The sequence below is a fragment of the Methylobacterium sp. C25 genome (assembly GCF_021352225.1).
Taxonomy (GTDB): Bacteria; Pseudomonadota; Alphaproteobacteria; order Rhizobiales; family Beijerinckiaceae; genus Methylobacterium.
This window is the reverse complement of record NZ_JAAUVI010000011.1, coordinates 58,941-83,664: the sequence shown is the minus strand read 5'-3', so window position 1 is coordinate 83,664 and position 24,724 is coordinate 58,941. Positions and strand designations below refer to the sequence as shown.

20 protein-coding genes, 2 tRNA genes and 1 pseudogene are annotated in these 24,724 nt (G+C 66.9%); 6 read left to right on the top strand and 17 right to left on the bottom strand.

Annotation, left to right across the window (positions count from 1 at the left end; genetic code table 11):
* Positions 1–63: 63 nt before the first annotated feature.
* On the bottom strand, positions 64–1,011 hold the full coding sequence (locus HCU64_RS20755; protein WP_233386149.1) for a hypothetical protein: 948 nt from the start codon (positions 1,009–1,011) through the stop codon (positions 64–66).
* 448 nt (positions 1,012–1,459) lie between these two features.
* Complete coding sequence (locus HCU64_RS20750; RefSeq protein ID WP_233386148.1) at positions 1,460–2,425, bottom strand: GlxA family transcriptional regulator; 966 nt, start codon at positions 2,423–2,425, stop codon at positions 1,460–1,462.
* 117 nt (positions 2,426–2,542) lie between these two features.
* Between HCU64_RS20750 and HCU64_RS20745 the strand changes: the two genes are divergently transcribed.
* From HCU64_RS20745 to HCU64_RS20735, 3 genes and pseudogenes are all read left to right on the top strand, one after another.
* Positions 2,543–3,229 carry an HD domain-containing protein gene (locus tag HCU64_RS20745; protein WP_267922541.1) on the top strand — a complete coding sequence of 229 codons (687 nt, stop codon included), beginning with the start codon at positions 2,543–2,545 and terminating at the stop codon, positions 3,227–3,229.
* 148 nt (positions 3,230–3,377) lie between these two features.
* Positions 3,378–5,462, top strand: a complete 2,085-nt coding sequence (locus HCU64_RS20740; RefSeq protein WP_233386147.1) for a hybrid sensor histidine kinase/response regulator — start codon at positions 3,378–3,380, stop codon at positions 5,460–5,462.
* A 583-nt stretch (positions 5,463–6,045) separates the two neighbouring features.
* A pseudogene (locus HCU64_RS20735) lies at positions 6,046–6,407 on the top strand (ATP-binding protein); the annotation flags it as partial.
* A 16-nt stretch (positions 6,408–6,423) separates the two neighbouring features.
* Here HCU64_RS20735 and HCU64_RS20730 read toward each other — a convergent pair.
* A complete protein-coding gene (locus HCU64_RS20730) occupies positions 6,424–6,942 on the bottom strand; it encodes a metallophosphoesterase family protein (protein ID WP_233386146.1) in 519 nt (172 codons plus the stop codon).
* 113 nt (positions 6,943–7,055) lie between these two features.
* On the opposite strand from HCU64_RS20730, the gene HCU64_RS20725 reads away from it, so the two are divergent.
* Positions 7,056–7,301, top strand: coding sequence for a helix-turn-helix domain-containing protein (locus HCU64_RS20725; protein ID WP_233386144.1), 246 nt, complete (start codon positions 7,056–7,058; stop codon positions 7,299–7,301).
* Between the two features lie 704 nt (positions 7,302–8,005).
* On the opposite strand, the gene HCU64_RS20720 is transcribed toward HCU64_RS20725, so the two are convergent.
* The 6 genes from HCU64_RS20720 to HCU64_RS20695 form a co-directional block, all read right to left on the bottom strand.
* A tRNA-Gly gene (locus HCU64_RS20720) sits at positions 8,006–8,079 on the bottom strand.
* Between the two features lie 57 nt (positions 8,080–8,136).
* Positions 8,137–8,220, bottom strand: a tRNA-Tyr gene (locus HCU64_RS20715).
* A 119-nt stretch (positions 8,221–8,339) separates the two neighbouring features.
* A complete protein-coding gene (gene recJ / locus HCU64_RS20710) occupies positions 8,340–10,031 on the bottom strand; it encodes a single-stranded-DNA-specific exonuclease RecJ (protein WP_233386217.1) in 1,692 nt (563 codons plus the stop codon).
* A 156-nt stretch (positions 10,032–10,187) separates the two neighbouring features.
* A complete protein-coding gene (locus HCU64_RS20705; RefSeq protein WP_233386142.1) occupies positions 10,188–11,528 on the bottom strand; it encodes an aminotransferase class I/II-fold pyridoxal phosphate-dependent enzyme in 1,341 nt (446 codons plus the stop codon).
* Positions 11,529–11,773: 245 nt separating this feature from the next.
* Positions 11,774–14,875, bottom strand: coding sequence for an efflux RND transporter permease subunit (locus HCU64_RS20700; protein WP_233386140.1), 3,102 nt, complete (start codon positions 14,873–14,875; stop codon positions 11,774–11,776).
* Positions 14,872–15,972, bottom strand: coding sequence for an efflux RND transporter periplasmic adaptor subunit (locus tag HCU64_RS20695; RefSeq protein ID WP_442785994.1), 1,101 nt, complete (start codon positions 15,970–15,972; stop codon positions 14,872–14,874). Before HCU64_RS20695 ends, HCU64_RS20700 begins: the two co-directional genes overlap by 4 nt.
* Positions 15,973–16,406: 434 nt before the next feature.
* Between HCU64_RS20695 and HCU64_RS20690 the strand changes: the two genes are divergently transcribed.
* A complete protein-coding gene (locus tag HCU64_RS20690) occupies positions 16,407–16,604 on the top strand; it encodes a hypothetical protein (RefSeq protein WP_183512329.1) in 198 nt (65 codons plus the stop codon).
* Between the two features lie 87 nt (positions 16,605–16,691).
* On the opposite strand, the gene HCU64_RS20685 is transcribed toward HCU64_RS20690, so the two are convergent.
* The 7 genes from HCU64_RS20685 to asd form a co-directional block, all read right to left on the bottom strand.
* A complete protein-coding gene (locus HCU64_RS20685) occupies positions 16,692–16,907 on the bottom strand; it encodes a hypothetical protein (protein WP_233386139.1) in 216 nt (71 codons plus the stop codon).
* A 305-nt stretch (positions 16,908–17,212) separates the two neighbouring features.
* A complete protein-coding gene (locus tag HCU64_RS20680; RefSeq protein ID WP_233386138.1) occupies positions 17,213–17,536 on the bottom strand; it encodes a hypothetical protein in 324 nt (107 codons plus the stop codon).
* A gap of 141 nt (positions 17,537–17,677) precedes the next feature.
* Positions 17,678–17,920 carry a DUF6894 family protein gene (locus tag HCU64_RS20675; RefSeq protein WP_233386137.1) on the bottom strand — a complete coding sequence of 81 codons (243 nt, stop codon included), beginning with the start codon at positions 17,918–17,920 and terminating at the stop codon, positions 17,678–17,680.
* Between the two features lie 143 nt (positions 17,921–18,063).
* Positions 18,064–18,579 carry a hypothetical protein gene (locus HCU64_RS20670; protein ID WP_233386136.1) on the bottom strand — a complete coding sequence of 172 codons (516 nt, stop codon included), beginning with the start codon at positions 18,577–18,579 and terminating at the stop codon, positions 18,064–18,066.
* A 453-nt stretch (positions 18,580–19,032) separates the two neighbouring features.
* Positions 19,033–20,040, bottom strand: a complete 1,008-nt coding sequence (locus HCU64_RS20665; protein WP_233386135.1) for a hypothetical protein — start codon at positions 20,038–20,040, stop codon at positions 19,033–19,035.
* A gap of 159 nt (positions 20,041–20,199) precedes the next feature.
* Positions 20,200–21,309, bottom strand: coding sequence for a CobW family GTP-binding protein (locus tag HCU64_RS20660; RefSeq protein WP_233386134.1), 1,110 nt, complete (start codon positions 21,307–21,309; stop codon positions 20,200–20,202).
* A gap of 130 nt (positions 21,310–21,439) precedes the next feature.
* On the bottom strand, positions 21,440–22,312 hold the full coding sequence (asd, locus tag HCU64_RS20655) for an archaetidylserine decarboxylase (protein ID WP_233386214.1): 873 nt from the start codon (positions 22,310–22,312) through the stop codon (positions 21,440–21,442).
* 35 nt (positions 22,313–22,347) lie between these two features.
* Here asd and HCU64_RS20650 point away from each other — a divergent pair, with 35 nt between their 5' ends.
* The gene (locus HCU64_RS20650) at positions 22,348–24,063 is read left to right on the top strand and encodes an aminotransferase class III-fold pyridoxal phosphate-dependent enzyme (RefSeq protein ID WP_233386133.1); all 1,716 of its coding nucleotides are present in this window, start codon (positions 22,348–22,350) and stop codon (positions 24,061–24,063) included.
* 24 nt (positions 24,064–24,087) lie between these two features.
* On the opposite strand, the gene HCU64_RS20645 is transcribed toward HCU64_RS20650, so the two are convergent.
* Positions 24,088–24,723 carry a hypothetical protein gene (locus HCU64_RS20645; RefSeq protein ID WP_233386131.1) on the bottom strand — a complete coding sequence of 212 codons (636 nt, stop codon included), beginning with the start codon at positions 24,721–24,723 and terminating at the stop codon, positions 24,088–24,090.
* Position 24,724 lies beyond the last annotated feature (1 nt).

Here is a 24,724-nt window from a genome sequence, read left to right as displayed (position 1 = left end):
CGCAGGCTACCCGCGCTCGGCTCGATCGGATTTGCGGGCATGCGGCCTTCTAGAGCACGGGCATCAGAGAAACCGATCCTTCCATAGGTCGGCGATCGCCTCTTGCCTGCAGAACGGCAGGACGTCCTTGATCCCTCGCGACGCCGCGATGCCGCGGCGCGCGATCTCGGCCGCCGCCGCGCAGGCGTCGGGGGCCGGGAAGTTCACGTTTCCGATCGTGGTGCTGTAGGCTCCCCAGACCTCGCGATGGGCGAGACCGGCGAGGCCGGTGCGCCGGACCAGGGTCTGCCCGAACACGGTTCGGACCCAGTAGTTCAGCAGCCGGTTGAGCCGTCTGTTGCCGCCCCCGGAGCGCATACGGCCCAGGCCCTTCCCCTGGACGATGAGGCCGCAGCCCCAGGCGCGGGCCAGAGCCGTCGCCCGACTTGCCGCGGCCGCCAGGATCTCGCGGACCTGTTCCGGTCCGGCTTCGACCGGCACGGCCAGGCGGATCAGCCGATGGTCCAGGAGCTGCGTCTGCTGCAGGTCCGAGGCATCGCTATCCGAAGGCACCTCGACCACCGACAGGCCGATCCAATCCGGGTTGAGGTCGATTTTGAGAGCCCGTCCGGCGACGGCGTGGACGGGAGTCCGCCGCTCCGGGTGAGCTGGCAGGTCCGCCGGATCGAAGGTGACGTGCAGCTTCTTCGCGTCGACCCGGAACGTGACGCTCGTCGCCTTGGCCTTCGCCAAGGCAGCCAACTGTCGAAGGAGCAGTCCGGCCTTGCCGCGCATCGCGGCGAGCTTCAGCAGGACCGGCCGGCCATATACGGCCAGCCTGCAGGTCGAGGTGTCGTGGGACAGCCGGAAATGTCGGTTGCCCGAGTGCGAAGTATCCCCTCGCGAGCAGAGCGGCCGCATCCGCGCCTCGCGCCAAGCCTCGCGCGTGATCGGACCCTTGCGCCGACGCTCCAGCATCCTGCGGCCGCCGAAGACGAGATCGCCGTCCGGCCTCGCCCGGCGCAGGTCCATTCCTTCGTGCGTCGCGCGTTGCAGCTGGGTGGCGTCCGCGATCTTCAGATGCCCGAAGCGCGCCTTGACGAGGTCGCGCAGCTCCTTCTGCCGAAGCGACGTGCCTTCGGGACGACGAGCATTGGTGGTAGCCGTCCGTTCCTTAAGGTCCGGATTCCATTCCTTCGATCGTCGATCGGCAGCCTCGGCCGAAGAGGGGCGAACGATCCTCCGATCACCGGAGCAGATGGGCCACTCTGGAAGGGCTCCCAAAGCCGCGGCGACATCTGGATCCGGCGACAGGAAAGACGGAAATCCGGAAGCACCCTGCAGCGAAATTCCACACGAAAATCCGGATAGCCACTTCCTCGCCGCTATCTGCGCCAGGGCAATGACAGCGGTGGTCGACCTTCACGGGCTGCGTCGCCGGGGCGGTCGTCGCGCGGGCGATCGGAGTTCCGGCCACCGGTCACGACCGCACGTGCCGACGCCGGTATTCCGCCGGTGTCGTGCCGACCCGGCGCACGAACGCGCGCCGGAGCGTGTCGGCGTCGCGGAAGCCGCAGGCGCCGGCGACCTGCTTCAGGGCGGCGTCCTCCGTCTCGAGGAGGCGGCGGACGGCCTCGATCCGGACGTCCTCGACATAGGCGGCCGGGGTCAGGCCGGTCTCGACCCGGAACAGGCGCGCGAAGTGCCGCGGGCTCATCCCAGCTCGGGCGGCGAGGCGGTCGACGCCGTGATCCTCGGCCGGACGGGCCGCCACCCAGCGCTGCACCTCCTGCAGGGCCGAGCGGCCGACCGGGGCGCTGACCCCACGGCGGCTGAACTGCATCTGGCCGCTGCCCCGCTTGAAGAACATCACGAGCTGCGACGCGACCCGCCGTGCGATCTCGGCGCCGACATCCTCCTCCACGAGCGCCAGGGCGAGGTCGAGCCCGGCCGTGACGCCGGCCGCCGTCCGCAGCGGCCCGTCGAACAGGCAGATCGCGTCGGGCTCGACTTTGGCCTCGGGATACCGCTCCGCCAGGGCTTCCGCCACGGCCCAGTGCGTGGTCACCCGGCGGCCGTCCAGGAGACCGGCCTGCCCGAGGAGGAAGGCGCCGCTGCAGACCGAGCCGTAGCGTCGGGAGCGCCCGGCGGCCTGGCCGAGCCACGCCAGCAGGCCGGACCCGACGTCCAGCTCCTGGATCCGGGGAGCGCCCGCAACGAGGAGGGTGTCGAAGCGCTCCGACGCTCCTCCGGGAGCGACCAGGTCCGCGACCAACCCGCGCCCGGACGAGGTGACGATCGGGCCGGGCTCCGTCCCGACGACGGCCAGATCGTAGACGTCCCCGCCGCTCTGCGCGTTCGCCTCGGCGAAGACGTCGAGCGGCCCGGCCACGTCCAGGAGCTGGACGCCGGGAAAGGCGAGGATCGCGACGGATCGGGGCGCCATGATGGTTCCGTGGCAGAAAGTGCGCGCGTGTTGGCAGAAATCGCCGCTTTAAGACGATTGCAGCCATCGCGGAAGCTCCGTAGCTCATCGGCAGGCTCTGAGCAATGGAGATCCTCCATGGGCAACGTGACCATCCAGTCCGACGCCGCCATTCCCGACAGTGCTCTGGCTCAGGCCATCACCGCGTTCGTTCGCGATACCGAGACGGAGCTGCTCTTCAACCATTCGAGCCGGGTCTACCAGTTCGGCGCGCTCGCCGGCGTGCGCCGCGGCCTGAGCTTCGACCGCGAGCTGCTCTACGCCGGCGCCATGTTCCACGACCTCGGCCTGATGCCGGACCACAGCAGCGCGGAGGAGCGCTTCGAGGTGGACGGCGCCAACGCGGCCCGCGATTTCCTGAAGACGCACAGCGTGCCGGAGGCGGACGTCTACACGGTCTGGACGGCCATCGCGCTCCACACCACGCCCGGCATTCCGGTCCATATGCACCCGGTGGTCGCACTGGTCACGGCCGGCGTCGAGATGGACGTGCTCGGCCTGACCTACGGCCAGTATTCCGACGCGGAACGCGAGGCGGTGGTCTCGGCCTTCCCACGCTCGCCGGACTTCAAGGAAGACATCATCCAGGCCTTCTATGACGGCATCCGGCACAAGCCGGACACCACCTTCGGCAACGTGAAGGCCGACGTCATCGCGGACAAGGAGCCGGGCTTCCGCAAGCGCAACTTCTGCAGCGTGATCCGGAATTCCCGTTGGCCCGGCGGCGCGCATGCGGCGGGCTGCGGGTGCGGGCACCGCGACTGAGGCGCGAAGGCGGCCTCCGACGCAGCATCCCTATGTTATTCGTCTGCCGTCCGTGCCGACCATTGACGGAAGGCACCGGGGGGTGCGTTTTCCAAGTGTGACATCGCCTCCGACCACTCCGACGAATTGGCCTCGCGGCGACGGCGACATGGCCACCCGTATCCGTGCTCACGACTGGGCTGGCGGCCCACTCGGACCGATCAAAGGCTGGCCTCAGAGCCTGAGGACCGCGGTCGAGATCATAGTCGGATCGGGCCATGCGATGCAGTTAGCGTGGGGAGCCGAGCGCATCGTTCTCTACAACGACGCTTATGCGCCGATGCTCGGAGAGCGCCATCCCGTCGCGCTCGGCCGACCATTTCGCGATGCGTGGCCTGACGTTTGGGAAGAGATCGTCCCACTCGTCGACAAGGTCTTCGCCGGCGAAACCGTACGCTTCGAGGATATGCCGCTGGTGATGACGCGCCACGGCTACCCGGAGGAGACGTGGTGGAATTTCTCGTACTCGCCGGTGCGCGACGAGATGGGCGCCGTCGCGGGATTGCTCAATGTGACGGTGGACGCCACCCCCAAGATCCGAGCCGAACACGCCGAGGCGGCTCTGCGGGACAGCGAGGCTCGACTTCGCGACTTGGCCGACACGCTCGAGCAGAAGGTCGCTGCGCGGACCGCCGAGCGCGATCGCATGTGGGACACGTCGCCGGATCTGATGGTCGAGGCCTCTCTCGAAGGCGTCTACCAGCGTGCAAACCCGGCTTGGCGGTCCGTTCTCGGCTACGAGCCTGCCGACGTCGTCGGTTCGACGGCCGCGGACTTCACTCATCCCGACGACATGAAGCTGATGTTCGGTGCGCTTGCGACCGTGCAGACGGATCGATTGCCGAGCGTCAATCTGCGCTTCCGCCACCGGGACGGCAGTTACTGCTGGATCCAATGGGTCGCTGCGCCAAGCGCGGGCTTGATCTTCGCCATCGGGCGCGACGTCACCGTCGCCGTCGATGCCGCAAAGCACCTGCGGGAGACCGAGGAGGCGTTGCGTCAATCTCAAAAAATGGAGGCTGTCGGGCAGCTGACCGGTGGTCTCGCGCACGACTTCAACAACCTGCTCGCCGGCATCTCCGGATCGTTGGAGCTGATGCAGACGCGGCTGCAGCAGGGGCGTTTCAACGATGTCGAGCGCTACATGGCCGCAGCCCAGGGAGCGTCGAAGCGCGCCGCTGCGTTGACCCACCGCCTACTCGCGTTCTCGCGTCGCCAAACCCTCGACCCTAGGCCGACGGACGCCAATCGCCTCGCCGTCGACATGCAGGAGATGATCCAGCGGACAGTCGGACCCGCCATAACCATCGAGGTGGTCGGCGCGTCGGGCGTATGGCCGGCCCTGGTCGATCCATCCCAGCTCGAGAATGCGTTGCTGAACCTCTGCATCAACGCGCGAGACGCCATGCCCGACGGCGGCCGCATCACCGTCGAGACGGCCAACAAGTGGCTGGACGAGCGAGCGGCCCGACAGCAGGGCATGCCGGAAGGCCAGTACCTCGTCCTGAGCGTGACCGACACCGGCACGGGAATGCCGCCTGAGGTGATCGAACACGTGTTCGAGCCGTTCTTCACAACCAAGCCGCTCGGCGAGGGGACCGGCCTCGGCCTTTCGATGATCTACGGGTTCGCCCAGCAGTCCGGCGGACAGGTCCGGATCTACTCCGAGGTCGGCAACGGCACGACCGTCTCGATCTACCTGCCGCGCTACTACGGCGCCGTGCCCGACGAGAGCGAGGACGCCCTGGCGAATCCGTTGCCCCGCTCCGAGCAAGGCGAGACGGTGCTGGTCGTCGACGACGAGCCGACGGTACGGATGCTCGTGACTGATGTTCTGGAAGACCTCGGCTACACCGCGATCGAGGCTGGCGACAGCGTAGCCGGTCTGAAGTTGCTGCAGTCGGACACACGCATCGATCTACTCGTGACCGACGTCGGACTGCCCGGCGGCATGAACGGACGCCAGATGGCCGACGCGGCCCGCGTTACCCGCCCAAACCTCAAGGTCCTGTTCATCACCGGCTACGCCGAAAACTCCGCGGTCGGAAACGGTCATCTCGCGCCGGGCATGGCCGTGATGTCGAAACCTTTCGCGGTCGACATGCTGGCCGCCCGCATTCGGTCGTTGATCGAGGCGTCCCGCGGGATGTCGACGATCAGGCACTCGGGGCAGCCAACACTCGACAGGCCGTGATTGAGTCGGGGGCCCGGATGAAACGACGGGTTGTAGATTGCAGTCGCGGCAAAGGCGGCTGCGTAACCGCGCGTGTTTGGCCGGACCGGGTCGGAAGCGGCACGGTTGGCATGGGTGGTTTTGCGACGGTCCGCTTCCGAGTGCCAGTCGTAAGAAGCAGACGTCTTCGCGCCGGGCGTTCTTAATCCATTGCCGACCCTGGAAACGTCTGCTTCCAGGCTATCGATGGGGGAGAGCCCTACGAGTAGATCGGGTGACTGATAGTCCGACCGCTTCCGAAAAGACGAATGAGATTTGCTGCCGTCGATGGAGAACAGCACCTTCGCGGCAGCGATGGTGTTCAGGGAACCACGGTGGTTGTCTAAAGGCTGCTACCGTTCGTTGATTGTGGACATCAAGGTGTCTGCAATGGCGAGGGCCGTGGGGCCAAGGGCCTCGTCAGGCAGCTCGCCGTTTCGAGAGCGCCGTCGGCGCCGCAGGACACTGCGTCGACCACTCCGAAGGTCCGCGATGTCTTGGTCAAGCTCCGACGTGAACCCGTAGACTGGGAGTTCGGCCTGGAGGTTGGCGCGGATCACGGAAGCCACTACTCGGGCGGCTCTTTGACCACGCATCGATCACCTTCGACGATAGGACCCTCCAGCCCCACACGATCCGGCGGAACGGCCAAGACGAGGAAATCGATCGCCTGAGCGGTGGCATGCGCGAGCAGCTTTCCGTGCTGACGCGGCTCGCCTTCGCACGTCGACTTGCTCGCGACGGCCGGCCGGCCCCGTCATCCTCGACGACACGCTCGCCTATTCCGACGACGATCGCATCGAGAAGATGTTCGACGCCCTTCATCGACAGTCTCGGGAGCAACAGATCATCGTATTTTCTTGTCGACAGCGCGCCTTCCAGAAACTAGGCGGCAATATTCTTAGCCTTACAGACTGGAGGCCATGACCTATTTTTCCAATGATCAGCTTACGACGTCGCCGCCCTTCTTTAACCGCTCCGCAATCTGCTCGAGCGAGGCCGGGGTGTAGCTCCATGCATCCACTCCAACGTCGCAGGAAGTGCTGGAACCGTTCAGGCGGCCGTGACTATGACCGTATAGGTTCCACGCGCCGTGATGGCACCGATTCCAAACTCGAAGCGCATAGTGGAACAGCACGATCGCCTGCCCTTCGACCTGCAGTTCAGCGTACTGCTGTATCGATGCCCAAGGAAGCGCGAGGGTATGCTTCCGATCGTGATTGCCAGATACGAGGTGGATGGCCCGCCCCTGCAGACGGGAGAAGATATCGAGCAACCTGTTCGGGCCACATCGATAAGCGAAATCGCCGAGGTGCCAGACTTCGTCGTCCGGACCGACGACGGAGTTCCATCTTCTCACCAGTTCGTCGTCCATCTGCTGCTGGCCTGCAAAAGGCCGCGCACAGTGCCCAATGATGTTTGCGTGACCGAAATGATGATCTGATGTGAACCAAGTCGTCATCGGACCTCTCAGCGGCACGAGGCCGACGCGATTTATACGATTATCATATTTTCATATTATCTAGAAATCAGCTTAGTCGGCGCGTCGGCCTTCATTCGACCGACGACGGGGCAATGCCTAAGACCTTGCACAGCGGCCGCCATAGGAAACTGGTCGACACACTCGTGGAATATCGCGAAAGGTCCGGCATTACTCAGTCGGAGCTGGCCGTCCGTCTCGGCCGATATCAGTCGACGGTCGCCGTCATGGAAGGCGGCAGCCGCAGGATCGATCTCGTGGAGCTTCTAGCCCTCGCAGAAGCTCTCGAATTCGACATCCACGAACTGATCGAGCGTGTGCGGGCCGTTCCGCAAACCTGAACGACGCACTCTCCCCCAGTGGATGGCCAACACTCTTTCACGCAATGTTGCTGCCCTCTTCCTGTCGAGGGGTCGTGGAGGGCATGACAAGGGCGGTGCGAGTCCGGCGCATCGACTGACGCCGCGACGGATGGAAACAGACGACACAAGCTTAACACCGACGATCCGAGCGGTCGCCTGGCCCGACGCCGCCGGCATGGTCGAGCTTGCGCGCGCAGCGGATGCGTGTCGAGTGGTGACTGGCGCGAGCGGACGCCGGGGCCGATCCGGCAGCAAGAGTTGCCGTCGGGCCGCGGCAAAGACCGAACTTCTGGTGCCGGCCGCGTGGTCGCTTCCTCGCTCGGCAGGCACGGCAGACGAGCTCTCGCAGCGCCTCCGGCATGCGCAGCAACGGAAGGAACGGGAACCGTTGCGCACAGGCTAGGTGAGGAGCGCCGTCAGGCCTCACGGACTAGCCGAGCCCCGTCGCGGCCCCGATCGGCGCTGTGGTCCCTGTCGGACCGAAGCGCCTTGCCCGGTCCTTCATGAAGGAATGGCTTCGAAAACCATCATCGCATGCGCTCACGGCATCGTGAGAGGATGGAAGGAATGCGATTCGAGAGAGTGAGACCGTTGTACAGCCGTTGTATGACGCGACGCCGGAGTCTTCGTTCAACGCGTCAGATTCATCGCCCAAGTCGTTCTAGAGTCTTGGGAAGTTTAGATGGAGCGGGTACCGGGAATCGAACCCGGGTATTCAGCTTGGAAGGCTGCTGCTCTACCATTGAGCTACACCCGCATTGGGCGCCGGATAGCATGGCGCCGGAGCGTTGAGAAGGCACCGGCCGGGCTGGTTTGGTGGGGGAAGTAGGACTCGAACCTACGAAGCTTACGCAGCGGATTTACAGTCCGCCCCCTTTGCCGCTCGGGACATTCCCCCAAACCGCAGGACCGCCAGCCATAGAATGGACCGGCGGTCTCGACAGGGCGTCCTTATGGTGAGGCCCCGGACGGGTGTCAACAGGATCGCGTGGCCGCACGACGACACGGCAGACGGTGTCACTCCGGCGCAGCAAGATCGCAGATGCGGAACTGCGCGCGCTCCGCTCCACGCCAGCGATCGACCGACAGCGTGCCGGCGACGTGGAACTCGGTGCCGACGCCCTTGAGCAAGGCCGCGCCGAGCGGCCCTTGCGCGACACGGAAGGCGATGGCGCCGACGGCCTGTCCGTCGCGGCTGCGCAGGCGGGCGCGGACGTGACCATTGCCGACCACCGCTGCATCAACGATCCGATGGCGCGGAAGCGCCAGCACGGGCTCCGGAGCGCCCTGACCGAAGGGGCCGGCGCGCTGGATGGTCTTTACGAGTTCGGCCGTGGCGCCCCCAGCGCTGACCGCGCCGTCGATTAACAGCGCCTCGGCCTCGCGCGCCTCGGCCACGGCAGAGCCAAGTGCTGTCCCGAGATACTCGGCAAACGGCACCAGATCCGAAGCGGGTAGGGTGACGCCGGCCGCCATGGCGTGGCCACCACCTTTCACGGCAATCCCGGCTTCCACTGCCCCGTGGACGGCGCGGCCGAGATCGGCGCCGAGGATCGAGCGGCCAGAGCCGGTTGCGGTGCCGTCGGGCTTCACTGCGAAAGCGAAGGCCGGACGGCCGAAGCGCTCTTTCAGGCGAGCCGCGATCAGCCCGACGATACCCGGATGCCATTCGGGCGAGCCGGTGACGAGCACCGGACGGTCGGGGTCGCCCGCAAGGTCGCGGTCCATCGCGGCCTCGGCCTCCTCGACGGCGAGCGCCTCGATGGTCTGCCGCTCGCGATTGAGGCGGTCGAGCTCGGCGGCGATGCGGGCGGCTTCTAGAGGATCGTTGGTGCTTAGTAGCCGCGTGCCGAGGCCGGAATCGCCGATGCGGCCTCCGGCATTGATGCGCGGGCCGACGAGGAAGCCGAGATGCCACGCCTCGGGTGGCTCGCTGAGGCCAGCCGCATCGAGGAGAGCGGCGAGGCCCGGGCGGCCGCGGCCGCGCATCACGGCGAGGCCCTGGACGACGAAAGCACGGTTGAGGCCGAGGAGGGGCACCACGTCGGCGACGGTGGCGAGAGCCACGAGATCAAGCGCGTCGGTAAGCGCGGGTTCGCCATGGGCCGCAAGGGTGCCGAGACCGCGCAGGCGCCGGTTCAAGGCGACGAGGGTGAGAAAGACCACGCCTGCCGCACAGAGATGGCCGAGACCCGAGAGATCATCGAGACGGTTCGGGTTCACCAGGGCCACCGCCGGCGGCAAATGCTCGGTCGCTACGTGATGGTCGAGTACGATTGCGTCGAGGCCGAGTGCTTTCGCTGCTTCCAGCGGTGCGTGGCCGGCCGTGCCGCAATCGACACAGACGAGGAGGCGCGCGCCACTCTCGGCGAGGCTCGTCACCGCCGCGACGTTGGGCCCGTAGCCCTCTGTGATGCGGTCTGGAATCCAGACCTGCACGGGCACGTCGAACTCACGCAGATAGCCTGCGAGGAGCGCAGCGCTCGCCGCGCCGTCGACGTCATAATCGCCGAAGATCGCGACGGGCTCACGGGTGGTGACAGCACGGGCAAGCCGGTCGGCGGCGGCTTCCATGTCGAGCAGGACCGCCGGGTCCGGCATCAGGTCGCGGAGTTTCGGCGCTAGGAATTTTTCAGCCTGATCCGGCCGCACGCCGCGCGAGGCGAGAATGCGCGCGAGCAGATCCGGCAACCCGTGCGCCTGCGTCATCGTCGCGGCGAGCGCGTGCAGCGACGGATCGGTGCAGCGCTCGCGCCAAGGCCGGCCGAGGACCGAGCGAGAGACGTCGAGGAAGTTTCGGGACTGAGCGGCGATCACCCGCGCGGATATAGCCGGAAATCGCGCCGATCATCAGGGCTCGGTGCGTCAGGCCGCCATTGCCAGCGTCTGCGAGCGCGATTCCTGGACCGCTGCCATGATCCGGGCTTCGTCCACCGCAAGTTTGATGGACTTCACCGCGTGACGAATGTTCTCCTCCGAGTGGCCCGCCATGACCTGGAGACGGAACCGTGCGGCGCCCTTGGCGACGGCCGGATACTCGACGAGGTTGGCAAGCAGGCCGAGCTTCGGCAGGCGGCGGCTCACCATGCGGGCGATGCTCTCGCGGCCGACCTTGGCGCAAACGATGGCTGACGGGTCTCCGTAAACGTCGAGGCCCACTTCCGCGAACTGCGTGCGCAGGCTGACGACGTTGCGCATCAACTGCTCGCGCAGGGTCTTGCCCTCGGCCGAGGCGACGATGTCGAAGGCCTTGCCGATCACGGCAGTCTGCACCGGCGAGAGAGCGTTCGAGAAGGTCGTCGAGGGGCTGTAGTAGCGCAGGTATTCCTTGATCTCGCGACGGTTGGTGGCGACGAAGCCGCCATTCGAGGCGAAGGTCTTGGAGAACGAGCCCATCACCAGATCGACCTTGCCGAGCATGTTCTGGATGCCGATATGGCCGCGACCCTCGGCTCCCAGCGCGCCGAGATCGTGGGCGACGTCGACCATCAGGGTTGCGCCGAACTCGTCGCACAGCGCCTGCATCGCCGCGAGGTCGGGCGTGTCCGAGTCCATCGAGAACAGCCCCTCGGTGATGACCATGATGCCGTTCTGCGTGTCTCGGGCGCGGATTCCTTCCAACTTCGCGCGGCAATGCTCGACGTCGAGATGGCGGAACAGCGAGATGTTCTGCGTGGAGGCGTTGGCGCCTTCCTGCAGGCAGGTATGAGCGAGCGCGTCCATGACGATGTGATCGGCCGAGCGCACCAGCCCGCGGATCACGCCGTAACCGGCGGCCCACCCGGTCGGATAGAGGACGACCTCTTCCATTTGGAGGAAATCGGCAATCTTTCGCTCCAGGGCAACGGAGCTTGCGGTGTTGCCAACGAGAACGGCCGAGCCGGCGCTGTGGACTCCGAAGCGCTGGACCGCGTCGGTAGCGACCGCCGAGATCTCCGGATGGGAGGCGAGGCTGAGGTAGTCCTGCGAGGAGAAGTTGATGCCTTCGAGCGGGTTGCCGCGGTCGTCGCGCGCCTTGCAGGCGGTGCCGGGGCGGGTCTCCGTGGAGCGCGAGAACGGCCAGTATCCGTTCTGGCGCCGGCCTTCCTGCCAGGCGAAGAAGCCGTCACCGCGCGCCAGCAGGTCGGGACCCGACGGAACCCGGAAATCGCGGGCGCTGCCGCTGAGGCCGGATCCCATCACGTCGCTCTTGCCGTTGATGCTCATGTCATGCCCGCCTGTCGCGCTTGTGTTTGCGCGTAATGCAAAGAGTTTTGCGGGCGCGAATTGCTTTTGACTTAATTCTCAGAGGCCTAACGGCGGCGACTCCGAACGCGATTAATGGATGACTTCAGGAAATGGTTTCGATTTGTAAAAATCGACGAACAGATTTTTAGGGTTATCGGTTCGTTTCAATTGCGTTCGTGGGCAAGAAATCTGCTTCGAACTCTCTAGCGAGGGTTTCGTGCGCCTCAGGCTGCGAGTGGCTCGGCTGCCAGCCACGCCTTGCGCGTCGTGACCCGCAGCGGCGCCTTTACCCGGAACCACAGAGCATAGAGCGCCGGCAGGAAGAGCAGCGTCAGTACGGTGCCGACGCCGACACCGCCAATCAGCACATAGGCTAGCGCGCCCCAGAACACGGAGTGGGTGAGGGGGATGAAGGCGAGCATCGCGGCGAGCGCCGTGAGGATCACGGGACGCGCCCGGCGCACGGTGGCTTCGACGATGGCGTCGTAGTCGGAGAGGCCGGCCGCCTTCTCGCGGTCGATCTGGTCGACGAGGATCAGGGTGTTGCGCATCAGGATGCCGGACAATCCGATCAGCCCGAGAATCGCATTGAATCCAAAGGCTTGCCCGAAGACGAGAAGCGTCGGCACCGCGCCGCAGAGGCCGAGCGGGGCCGTGGCGAGCACCATGAACATGGTCGAGAACGAGCGCACCTGGAACATGATCACGGCGAGCGTCACGATCAGCATCAGGGGGAACACGGCGGCGAGCGCCTCCTGAGCCTTGGCGCTGTCCTCGACCGAACCGCCGGTATCGATGCGGTAGCCCGGCGGCAGGCTGGACTTGATCGCGGCGAGCTTGGGCAGGATGGCCGCGGTGACGTCCGGCGGCTGCCGGCCGTCGCGGACGTCGCCCTCAACGGCGATGCAGGGCTCGCGGTCGTAGCGCTTCAGGACGGCATCCTCGGTATTGCTGACGAGACGGGCGACCTGGGAGAGCGGGACGGCCTTTCCGTCGCTCGTCACCAGGGTCATGCTGCCGAGCGAGCCCAGCGTCCGGCGCTCGGAGGAGGGGCTGCGCACGACCACGTCGACTGGGCGCAGGTTCTCGCGGACCTGCGTGGCGGGGGCGCCGTTCAGCATGGTCTGGAGCTGGGTCGCGGCGTCGCGCGGGTTCAGGCCGATCAGGCGCAGGCGCTCCTGGTCGAAGGCGAGGCGCAGGTTCGGCGTCTTGTCGCCCCAGTCGAGATGGGTGAGGCGCATGTCGGGATTGGCGGCGACGACGTCGCGCACCCGCGCTGCGATCTTGCGCAGCTCGTCGAGATCCGGGCCGATCACGCGGAAGAGGACAGGATAGCGCACCGGCGGCCCGAACACGAACTGCGTGACCCGGACTCGCGCTTCCGGGAACATCCCGTTCTCGACCATGCGCCGCGCCTTGAGCTTGAGGGCGTCGCGGGCGTGGCTATTCTCGGTGAGCACGACGATCTGCGCGAAGGCAGGGTCGGGCAGTTCGGGATCGAGCGGCAGGATGAAGCGCGGCAGGCCTTGGCCGACATAGGCCGTGACGATCTTGGCCTCGGGCTCGGCCCGCAGCGCATCCTCGATCCGCTTCACCGAGGCATCGGTGACGTCGAAGGCCGTGCCCGGCGGCAGGTTGACCTCGACGATCAGCTCCGGCCGGTCGGAATTCGGGAAGAACTGCTGCTCGACGAGCCCCGCGCCCGCCGCCGCGACGAGGAAAAGACCGAGCGTCGCGCCCGCAACGACCCGCTTGCGGTCGACGCAGAGGCGCACCAGCCGGCGCAGGCGCTCGTAGTGCTTCGTCGCGTAGATCGCGTCGTGGCCGCCCTCGACCTTGGCGATCTGCGGCAGCAGCTTCACACCGAGATAGGGCGTGAAGGTCACCGCCACGATCCACGAGACGATCAGCGAAAACGCCACGACCCAGAAGATGTTGCCGGCATATTCTCCAGCGGTTGAATGCGCGAAGCCGACCGGCAGGAAGCCGGCGATGGTGATGATGGTTCCCGACAGCATCGGCAGCGCAGTGGTGCCCCAGACATGGGTCGCGGCGCTGATCCGGTCGGCACCTTCCTGCATCCGCACCACCATCATCTCGATGGCGATGATGGCGTCATCGACAAGCAGGCCCAGCGACAGGATCAGCGCGCCGAGCGTGATCCGGTCGAAGTCGCGGCCGGTCGCCATCATCACCACGAAGACGGCCGAAAGCGTCAGCGGCACGGCGAGCGCCACGACGATGCCGACGCGCAAACCGAGCGTCAGCAGGCTCACGCCGACGACGACTGCCAGCGCGGTGAAGAACTTCACCATGAACTCGTCGATCGACTCGTCGATCACCTTGGCCTGATCGGAGATTTTTTCGAATGTCAGGCCGGCCGGCAGGCCTGAACGGATCGCCGCCTCTTCCTTCGAGAGTGCCGCGCCGAGGGTAAGGCCGTTGGTCTGAGGCTTCATCACGAGGCCGAGCAGCAGGGCCGGCTCGCCGTCATTGCGGATCAGGAAGCTCTTCGGATCCTCGTAGCCACGCGTGACGTCGGCGACGTCGCCGAGCTTCAAGCTGCGTCCGCCGGCGGCAACCGGGATGGCCTTCACCGCCTCGATGCCTTCGAGCGCCCCGTCGAGGCGCAGATAGGTACGCGGACCGGCCGTCTCGACGAAGCCGCCGGGCGTCAGGTCGTTCTGCGCGGCGATGGCCGCGAACAGGGCCTGCCCGCTGATGCCGAGCGTCGCGAGGCGCTGGTAGGAGATCTCGACATAAATCCGCTGGGCCTGCTCGCCCAGAATGTTGACCTTGCCGACGCCGGGCACCCGCAGGAGCCTTTGCCGCAGCTCCTCCGCCTGCACCACGAGATGCCGGTGCGGCATGTCCCGCGCCTGAAGCGCGTAAAGCGAGAAGTAGACGTCGGAAAACTCGTCGTTGACGAAGGGGCCGACGACACCGCGGGGCAGGGCGCTGGCCTGGTCCCCGAGCTTCTTGCGGGCCTGGTAGAACTGGTCGGGAACCTCATGGGCCGGCGTGCCGTCCTTGAGGTTCAGCTTCATCATCACGATGCCGGGGCGCGAGGTCGTCTCGACGCGGTCGTACCAGGTCAGTTCCTGCAGCCTTTTCTCCAGGGGGTCGGCGACCTGCCGCTGCATTTCCTCGGCCGTGGCGCCCGGCCAGGCGGCGGAGACGACGATCGTCTTCACGGTGAAGGAAGGGTCTTCCGCACGGCCGAGCTTCACGAAGGCGAAGAGCCCCGCGCCGATCGTCGCGATGATCAGGAACAGTGTGATCGCGCGCTCGCGGACGGCGAAGGCCGAGAGGTTGAAGCCGTTCATGGCGCCGCCGCCGCCACACGGTCCGCCGCGACGCGCACCTGCTGGCCGCCCTTCAGCAGATGTGCGCCGAGCGCGACGATGCGATCGCCCTCGCTGAGCCCGAAGGCGACGTCGGCGCTTTCCTCGCGCATGCGCGTCACGAGCACCGGCTGGGCCGAGACGGTGTGTTGGGCCGGATCGATCTTCCAGACCGAGGGGCCATCGCCGCTGTCGAAGATCGCGCCCAGGGGCACCGCGAAGCTCGCGTCGTTGCCGCGCAGGCTCGGCTTGAGCTTGATGGTGATGGTGGCGCCGAGAGGCGCGGATTCGCCGGCCCCCTCCAGCACGTAGCGGGCGCGATAGGTGCGGGTGGCTGGGTCCGCCATGGCCGAGAGCTCGCGCAGATGCGCGGGAAAGGCGGCATCGCGCCCGGCATAGAGCGCGGCCGTCGCATCGGCCTGTGCCATCCGCTCGGCGCCTTCTGGCAGGAAGACTTCAGCCTCGCGGGCCCCGTCGCGGGCGAGCCGCACCACGGTCTGGCCCGCCCCGACGACCTGTCCGGGCTCGGCGGGCACTTCGAGAACGACTCCGTCGGCATCGGCCTGCAATTCGGCATAGCCGGCCTGATTGCCGACCTGGCCGGCCTGCGCTTCCGCCGCCGCGAACTGTGCCGCGGCGGCATCGGCCGCGGCCTTGGTCTGATCGTAGGCCGCGATGGAAACCCAACCCTCGGTCGCGAGCTTGCGGCTCCGCTTCTCGTCGGCGGCCGTCTTGACCATCTGGGCGCGAGCCGCGTCGACCGTTGCCTTGGCCGACTGCAACGCCAGGGTGAAATCGGCATGATCGAGCCGCATCAGCGGCTGGCCGCGCCGCACGCGCTCTCCGGGGTCGACCAGTCGCTCGGAGATCTTGCCGGCAACGCGAAAGCCGAGCGCGCTCTCGATCCGCGCGCGCACAACGCCGGTAAAGCTCTGCGCGCCGGTTCCGGCGGCGGCCACGACGAAGCTGCGCACCAGCGGCGGCGGTGGCCCGTCGGAATCCGGGCCGCACGAGGCGAGCGCGAACACCGCCAGGGCCGAGACGGGTGCCAGCCGCGCGAAACGCGGGAATCCTGCCACGAACGGGCCTCCTCGGGCGATCGCCGGACAGGCGCAACCACGAGCGATCTTTCCAAATCGAGGTTTACGGCGGGCTAACGCCGGGGTTGAGCGCGGTCTTGTCGCGGGTCGCGCGTCGATGCGGGCTCGCGAGCGGTCGCCTGGGCTCGGTCCGACAGCCCCTCATTGCGAGCGTCGCCGACTGCGCTCACCGCGACTGCTGTCCTCGCGCGGGGGAAAGCATTCCGCGAAGGCCATCATGCTCATGCCGTCTTGGGGAGGGGGACGACACGTGAGCAGTGAGACGATCAACCGGACGATGATCGTCGGGATCGGTATGATCGCCCCCGGCCCCACCATCATGGCCTCGGGACAGGTGGAGCATTCAGCGGTTCTCTGCTCGGAACCACGCGTTCCGGCTTGGTTCCGGAGCGCCGCCGTGCCATGGAACCCGCATGAGCGACAACGAGACCTACCCCTACACCCTCGAGATCATCCCGCCGAAGGCCGACGGAGGCTCCTATCAGTGGGCGATCCGCAAGCACGGCAAGATGGCCCAGCGATCCGACCGCAACCACCACTCCGAGGCCAAGGCCCGCGAGAACGGCATGGCGCAGATCGAGAAGCTGCTGGCCGGCGTCGGCGACCGCTGAGGCAGTCGGGCGCAAGACGAGACGCGGCGGCCTGACCGGCTGCCGCGCTTCGAGCGACGTGAGACGACCGAAGGATCCGAGCCGAACTCAGCCGGGCTCCTTCGTCGGCGCGGCGACGACGAGGTTCGTCGACGGCGCCACCTGGTCGTGGGTGTCGGATGCCGGCATGGCCAGATGGAAACCGATCACCGGGGCGAAGACGAGCGTCATCATCAGGATGACGACGATCAGCACGGAATGATCCCGTGCCGGCTCGGCCTCACGGCGACCTCTCCCGCGTGGCAGGATGTTTGAAGCGTTCATGGCTCACCTCGTTCCGACCAGCCGCCAGGGCCGGTCGCGGGCGAGCCGGACCAGAGGATCAGGCGCGCTTGACGCGGACGGCCACGGGCGGCGTGGTCGATCGACTACTGTCGTCTGGCATGGGGTTCGATGGTCCTGTGGAGCCCGCGCGCAGCGTCACTGACGCAGACGTACCGGCAACGTCCGATTGCGGGAGAAGTTCACGCGCGTCAAGCAGCGTGGACGAGGGGCAGGCCCGTTCGTTCGGCATCCATGCAGCGCAGGCACAGTTCGGCCCGCTGCGATGACTCTCTGCCGCCTTCCGATCACGCCACGCGCAGCTGCCTGAACGGCGACAGCATACGCTCGAGCAGCGAGGGACCGCGCGTCGGCGGAGCGGGCTGCGGGGCCGGCGGCAGCGGAGCGCGCGCGGCCTCCTGCGCCTGGAGCCGCTTGATGACGTCCTCGGCGAAGCACGGCAGAGCAACCCGGTGCTCCTCGAGGAGCAGCACGCCCTGGCAGAACGCCATCACTTCCTGCTCGCTCGGACGGGAGCCGACGACGTAGGCGGTCATCATCCGCTCCGTCAGGGTGCCGACCATCGCGGCAACATCCTTGAGCCCCTGCCGCCGAGCCTCGTGTCCGGACATCTCTCCCACTCCCCCAACCGCCGTGCCTGCAAGCACTATCGGGGATCGAACCTGAACGGCCGGACAGGTGCGCGGACCTGCAGCAGCGCTATCCGCATAATCCACATGCCCCACGGGGTGACGGTTCGCGCGGGGCTGGCGTCAGGCGCTCTCGAGCCGGTCGAAGTCGAGCGACAGGTGCGCGCGAAACAGGATGCGGTCGGCCTCGTCCCGGACGATCACGAACAGATCCTGCCGATCCTCGTCGGCGCTGAGATCCCGGGCGTAGCGGGCCACCACGCCGAGCAGGCGCGCACGCACGGCATCGACGTCGGGCACGTCGAAACCGACTTTGTCCTTCACGAAATTCGCGCCGTCGTGCAGGTCGATGAAGTAACGCGGCATCTGGTCGACAGGGGGCGAGTGACGCTCGTCACATGCGAACGATCTGCAGGATTACGATGGTCTCCGAGGTCGCAGGGGGTGCCGGACCGGATATTGCGGTCGAGCGCACACGCAACGCTCCTCGCCGCTATCGCGGGTCCGTCTCACTGTTCGCCGATCAGACGACACCCGATGGCGATGGGTTTTGCCCTGGCGAGCTCGAGATCGTCATCGAAGAGGTCGCAATCGAGTAGGTTGTCTTGCACGGCCTTACGCGCCGAGAAGACGTTGAGGTTCACCTTGAGGAGATTGCGGCCCACGGCCGCGATCTCGGCAGCATCGAGATTTCGGCCAGGGATTTCGGCGAGGCCGCCCGCGGCAGGCAGCGTGACGACGTCACCGACGATCTCGATCTGATCGGGCTCCCGACCCTCCTCACGTGCGCGCTTGATATCGGCGCGGGTCGGCTTCTTGGCCGATTTTCCATAGTAGAACGACTTGACGTTCACGCTTTCGGACATGGCCGTCAGCTTCTGCAATGCCTTCGGCGAGAGCGACACCCGTACCGAGAAGCCGTACGGGCTTGCATCCGTCTGGGCGGCTGCACTCTTCGGAAACGCCAGGATCGCTGTCGATACAGCTCCGGCGATCACGGCCAACACTCCGACGCGCCTTTTCATGTCATTCTGCTGAGTTCTGAAAGTGAAGCCGGCGTTTCTAGTGCGGCACCTGAAAACAAAGTGTCAGACGTTCGTCACCGATGCCCAGGTGTGAGCGGAGAGTGATCGGTCACGCGCCAGATCGGATGGCAGCGGCGCAGCATTTCATGCTGACTGAAACAGTCTGCGCCGGCCGGCGAGGAGATCAGATCCTCGCCGTGAAAATGCCGGCCCGATGCGGTTAGGGCGGGTACGGTGCCATCAGAGATTAAGAGCCACGAAGGTCGCCGCGATACACAGAGCCATCACCGCCGCACAGCCCGCGCACAGCAGCATCATCGCTTTGCTCTCCCACGATACGTCCCACCACGCGCATCGAATGATGAATTCAGCTTAGCAGAGCTTAATGTGCCCACAATCGAAAACCGTATGCATTCGCACAAATAGTGCGATGCCGCCGGGATTTCGGATCGATCAGGCCAGGCCCACTGCGCCTGCGGGCGCCACCGGCTCCGGGAGAGAGACCTCGATGTCCACCGTGCGCGGTTGCGCCGGCCCGGCCTCGTCCAGGTTGACGGAGCGCCAGATCACGCGTTCGCCTTCACGGCCGAGACGGATCGCGCCGGAGACGACGTCGCCCCAGGCAGAGTTCAACTCGACCTCGATGAGGCCGCGGCGGGCGAAGAGGCGAGACACGACACGCAGGGTGGAGGCGGCAGCGGGGTCGGGCAGGATAGGGCGGCGCGAGCGCTGGGCGTCCAACAACAGGAAGCGCTCGACGGCGTCGCGGATCGCGTCGGCTCCGGTGATCCGCTCGGCGCACGAGACGGTCTCGCGGCTTGCCAGCGTCACGAACTGGGCCTCCGGGATCGCGGCCGGCGCCTGACGCGTCTCGACCCGGAGCCGCGCTTCGGCCCGAAGCGCGGTGACGAGATCGCCCGAGGCATCGAGGCTCGACAGCCGCAAGGCGGCACTTGGCTTGGTTCGCGCGAGATGTCCGAGCACCGCCTCGACCGCATCCCCGGCGGCCCCGTCGTCGAAGACCGGCTCGACCGGGCGGGGGCGAAGCGGCGCCTGCCACAGGGAGACGGCCGAACCTCCCCAGATCGGATTCGGGAGGGCAAGCGGGATGACGCCGCGCAGGCGTTCGATCCCGTTCTCGCCGGTTGCGAAGGCCATCGCGAAAGCGACGCCGCCGGTATTGCCGAGCGGCAAGTGCAGCGCCGCCGTCACCAGAAAGTCGGGATCCGAGAAGGGGTCGAGCCCGGTGCGGCGCGCGGCGAGGGCGCGCCATTCTTCGATCTCGGCATCCCGCAGTTCGGAGGGACGCCGAAGCAGCACCCGCCATCCGCGGCGAGCGAGCAGGTCCACGATCGGTGTCTCGTCGGTCACCAGGGAAAGCCAGGGATGACCTTCCGGAGAGGCCGCCCGCGGGGCCGTCTCGGGCAGGCCGCCCTGGATGATGGTGAAACGTGGTTGCATCGACCCGTCCTGATCCGCTGCACCGGTTGTCCCGTCCGGGGACGGAAGGCCGGTTTGCCGTTGAGCACGGGGTTAAGGTTTCAAGAACGGTGCCGAACCAAGTGTTCCGGATTCAGGACATGACGAAGCGTCACGCTGCACCGCGTGAGCGCGCAGTTCTCAACCGTTGGGAATGGCGAGCGGGTTGTCGGTGAGCGCCGCCGCGTCGGGGGCGTCGATGCGGGGACGGCCGAGGAAGGCGTCCCAGATCCGTTCGACGAAGGAGGGATTCAGGTCGCGCACGATGAGGACGAGCCGTGAGCGGCGATCGCCGTCGGGCCAGGCCTCGAGGGTCACCGGCGTATGGACGACGTGCTGGACGCCGTGCACGACCACTGGCCGGTCGGGATCGTCGGCCATCGCGACGAGTCCCTTGAGCCGCAGCAGCTTCGGCCCGTGTGCCGAGCGGATCAGGTCGAGGAACATCTCGAAGGCCGGGCGCGGCACGGGCGTGTCGCTGACGAGGTGAAAGGCTCGGATCGCGGCGTCGTGCCGGTTCACGTCGTGATGGTCGTAGCCATGGTGATGGTGATGGTGATGCCCATGGCCCGTCGCGCGCTCATCTTCCGCCCCGAGCCAGGCCCGGACGTCCGCGCTCTTCCCATCCAACCCGAACAATCCGCCGAGCAGGGTCTCGGCGGCGACGTCCGGCCCGGCGAGCCGGGCATTGGGGTTGAGCGCGCGCAGGCGCGCAGTGAGAGCTTCGGGCTCCGCACCAGGCAGGTCCGCCTTGGTCATCACCAGCGTGTCGGCAACGGCGGCCTGGCGGACGGCCTCGGGATGGGCGTCCAGCGTCGAAGCGCCGTTGACCGCATCCACCACGGTCACGACGCCCTGCAGCCGGAAGCGCATCGACAGATAGGGATGTGCGATCAGCGCGTGCAGGATCGGCGCGGGGTCGGCGAGGCCCGTGGTTTCGATCACGACGCGGCGGAAGGGCTTGATGCGCTTGTTGTCGCGCTTCCTCAGCAGATCTTCGAGCGCCGAGATCAGGTCGCCACGCACGGTGCAGCAGAGGCAGCCCGCGCCGAGCAGGATCATGTCTTCGTCGAGGGTCTCGACGAGCAGGTGATCGAGCCCGATCTCGCCGAACTCGTTGACGATCACGACAGTGTCCGAGAGCGCCGGGTCCTGCAGCAGCCGGTTCAGTAAAGTGGTCTTGCCGGCGCCGAGGAAGCCCGTGAGCACGGTCAATGGGATCGGCGTCGGGCGGCCGGCGGGTTCGGACATGGAGATCGTGGTCCCGGTGAATGCGTCACCGGGAGATAGGCGGTGGGCACGCCTGCCGCCACTGCCGGATGAGCGAGGCTGCCGAGCCGATGACGGTGATCCGATCGCGTCCGACCTGAACGGCGACGCCCTACCGCCCCGGCAGCTCCAGCAGCCTCTGGCCCATACGGATCGTGCGCCCCTCGGCCAGCTCGGGGCAAAGCGCGTAGCCTTTCGGGGCCAGCATCACGATGGTCGAGCCGTGCTGGAACCAGCCCAGCTCCTCGCCCTTCGCGACGCGCACGTCGCAGGGGATCGTGCGCGGGCCGCCCCGGCGCAGGTCGAGAGTGGTGTCGAGGAAGCGCAGGCGCACGCTCGCCACCAGGATCGCAGCGACGGCCACCAGCGTCACGGCTTCGCCCGTCGCGTCGAGCCGCATACGGATCGCGGCGCGCTCGTTGCGGCAGAAGAGGTTTTCGACACGCTTCAGGGCGATCGGGTTCACGTTCCAGGTGTCGCCGGAGATATAGGTCACCTCCTCGACGCGCCCGTCATGGGGCGCATGGAAGCGGTGATACATGCTCGCCGTCAGCCGCAGGGTGACGAAGACGCCGTCGCGATAGGCGTCGGCCGCCTCCGCGCTGCCGAGCAGGTCCTCCAGGCGGTAGGGAAAGCCCTTCACCTGGAATAGTTTGGTGCCCTCGATCGCACCGTGCGCGCCGACGATGGCGTCGCAGGGGCTGGCGATCACGCCTGCATCCGTATCGATCGGCCGCGCGCCAGGCTTCAATTCGCGGATGAAGCAGTCGTGTAGGCTCGTGAAGCGGGTCTTCCTCGCCTCCGAGAGGTCGAGATCGGAAAACAGCCGCCAAGCCCACATCGAGACGTCGCGCACCAGCGGCTGCTCGATCTGGCTGAGCCAGCCGACGAACCGGGTCGCGAAGCGGCGCGGAATCCGGTTGGTCAGAAGGAAGTTCAGGTCCTCGTTGCGGGCGATCCCGAGGAGCGTGGAGCGGAGCGTCATCATTCCGTGATCTGCCGTTGGTTCACGCTGACGGCATGGATCTCTTCGAACCCATCACCATCGCGGCTGCTGGTGCGGCCTTGGCCGTTCTCGGTCTGAAGGGGCGCAAGCGCCTCGCCCTGTCGCGGGCCAAGCACCCCTCGCTGATGGGTCATGTCCGCATGGCGAAGCGGGTCGCCGGGCAATTGCCCTTCTACGATTATGCCGACGCCGCCTTCTTTGCGTCGGACGGCGCCTCGGGCGAGGTCGCGGCACGGCGGCAAGCCGGCTTCCAGCGCCTCGGCGACCTCTACCGCGAGCGCTACGCCAAGACGCGGGCGCTGACCGACGAGACCAAGGCCGGCATCTCCGACCTGCAATTCATCGGGCGCTACCGCGTGCCGTTCCAGTTCAGCCGGATCGTGCGCGAAACCCTCTCGGCCGGCTCGTTCATGCAGAGCGCGTCGGGCGTCGAGGTGACGGATCTCGACGGCAATCGCTTCTACGACCTCACCGGCTCCTACGGCGTCAACGTGCTCGGCACGGATGCCTACAGGGCCTGCATCGCGCAAGGCGCGGCCGAGGTCGAGGCGCTCGGTCCGGTGCTCGGCGCCCTGCACCCGGTCGTCGCCGACAACGTCCGGCGGCTGCGGGCGATCTCGGGGCTCGACGAGGTCTCGTTCCACATGTCGGGCACCGAGGCCGTGATGCAGGCCGTGCGCCTCGCCCAGTACCAGACCGGCAAAAGGCGGCTGGTGCGCTTCTGCGGCGCCTATCACGGCTGGTGGGGCGACGTGCAGCCCGGCATCGGCAACCCGCGGCCCGCCAACGACACGCTGACGCTGGCCGACATGTCCGAGCAGACGCTGAAGGTGCTGGCGATCCGCCGCGACATCGCCTGCGTGCTGGTCAACCCGATCCAGGCGATGCACCCGAATATCGGCGCGCCCTCCGACGGCTCCCTCGTCGATTCCGGCCGCAAGGCCGCCTTCGACCGCGAGGCTTACACGGCCTGGCTGAAGCGCCTGCGCGAGGTCTGCACGCAGGCCGGCATCGTGCTGATCTTCGACGAGGTCTTCGTCGGCTTCCGCCTCGCGCCCGGCGGCGCGCAGGAATATTTCGGAGTCCAGGCCGACCTCGTCACCTACGGCAAGACGCTCGGCGGAGGCCTGCCGATCGGCGTGCTCTGCGGGCGCCATGCGCTGATGCAGCGCTTTCGCCCGGACCGGCCCGGCGACATCTGCTTCGCCCGCGGCACCTTCAACTCGCACCCTTACGTGATGGGCGCGATGAACGCCTTCCTGCGCCGGCTGGAGACGCCGGAGACGGAAACGCTCTACCGGGATCTCGACACACGCTGGAACGCGCGCGCGGCCGAACTCAACCGGCGTCTGGAGGCCGAGGGCCTGCCGCTGCGCATCGTCAACATGTCGTCGATCTGGACGGTGCTCTACACCCGGCCCGCCCGCTACAATTGGCTGCTGCAATATTATCTGCGCCTCGAGGGGCTGGCCCTGTCCTGGGTCGGCACGGGACGCATGATCTTCAGCCTGAATTATTCCGACGCGGATTTCGCGGCCGTCGCCGAGCATTTCGTCGCCGGCGCTAGGGCCATGGAGGCCGATGGCTGGTGGGCCGGCCCGGCGACCACCAACAAGGCGATCCGCCGCCGCGTGCTGCGCGAGATGCTCGTCGTGCGCTGGCGGGGCTGGCGCAACCGCAAGAGCCCTGCCCAAAGTCATGCCGGACACAGCCCGGTCCCGGCCGAGTAGAGGCTCGGCCGGACCCCGTTCGGCTTACCGCGCGGCGCTGCGTGCGGCTTCCTCGGCGACCTCGTCGGCCAGCCCGTGGTCGATCAGCTCGCCCTGCATCAGGTAGAACGGCGCCTTGTAGTAGAGCTTCACGTCGTGGAACGGGTCAGTGATGATCTTCGCGGCCCAGACCAGCCCGGTCTCGACGTCCCGGATGATGAAGAGCTGCAGCACGCGGAAAACCAGGCCGCCGATCCCGATCGCGAACCAGAGCATGCCGATATGGCGCACGAGTTCGCCGGTGGTCTGATGCGGCTCGATCAGGCCGAACAGCGACGGGCTCAACGTGAAGACGAACGGCGAGAGCGCCCAGGTCGCCATCAGCACGACCTTGCGCTGCAGATTGTAGCCGACCTTGATCTCTTCCTTGTGGTCGTGCGTGGCATGGTTCACGTGGTCGTAGCCCTTGGGCTCGAAGAAGAAGTGGCCGGCCTGGCGGCTGGTCATCGAGACGAGCCAGGCGATCAGCGCGGCGATGGCCGGGTCCTTGAAGGCGATCATGTAGGCGAGCAGGAAGCTCAGCGCGCTCAGCAGGTGGAGCGCCTGATTGATCCGGCTGTGGTGGTAGTAGCGATGGTCGTCCCAGCGCTGCACCCGCAACGCTTCCAAATAGCCGCCCATA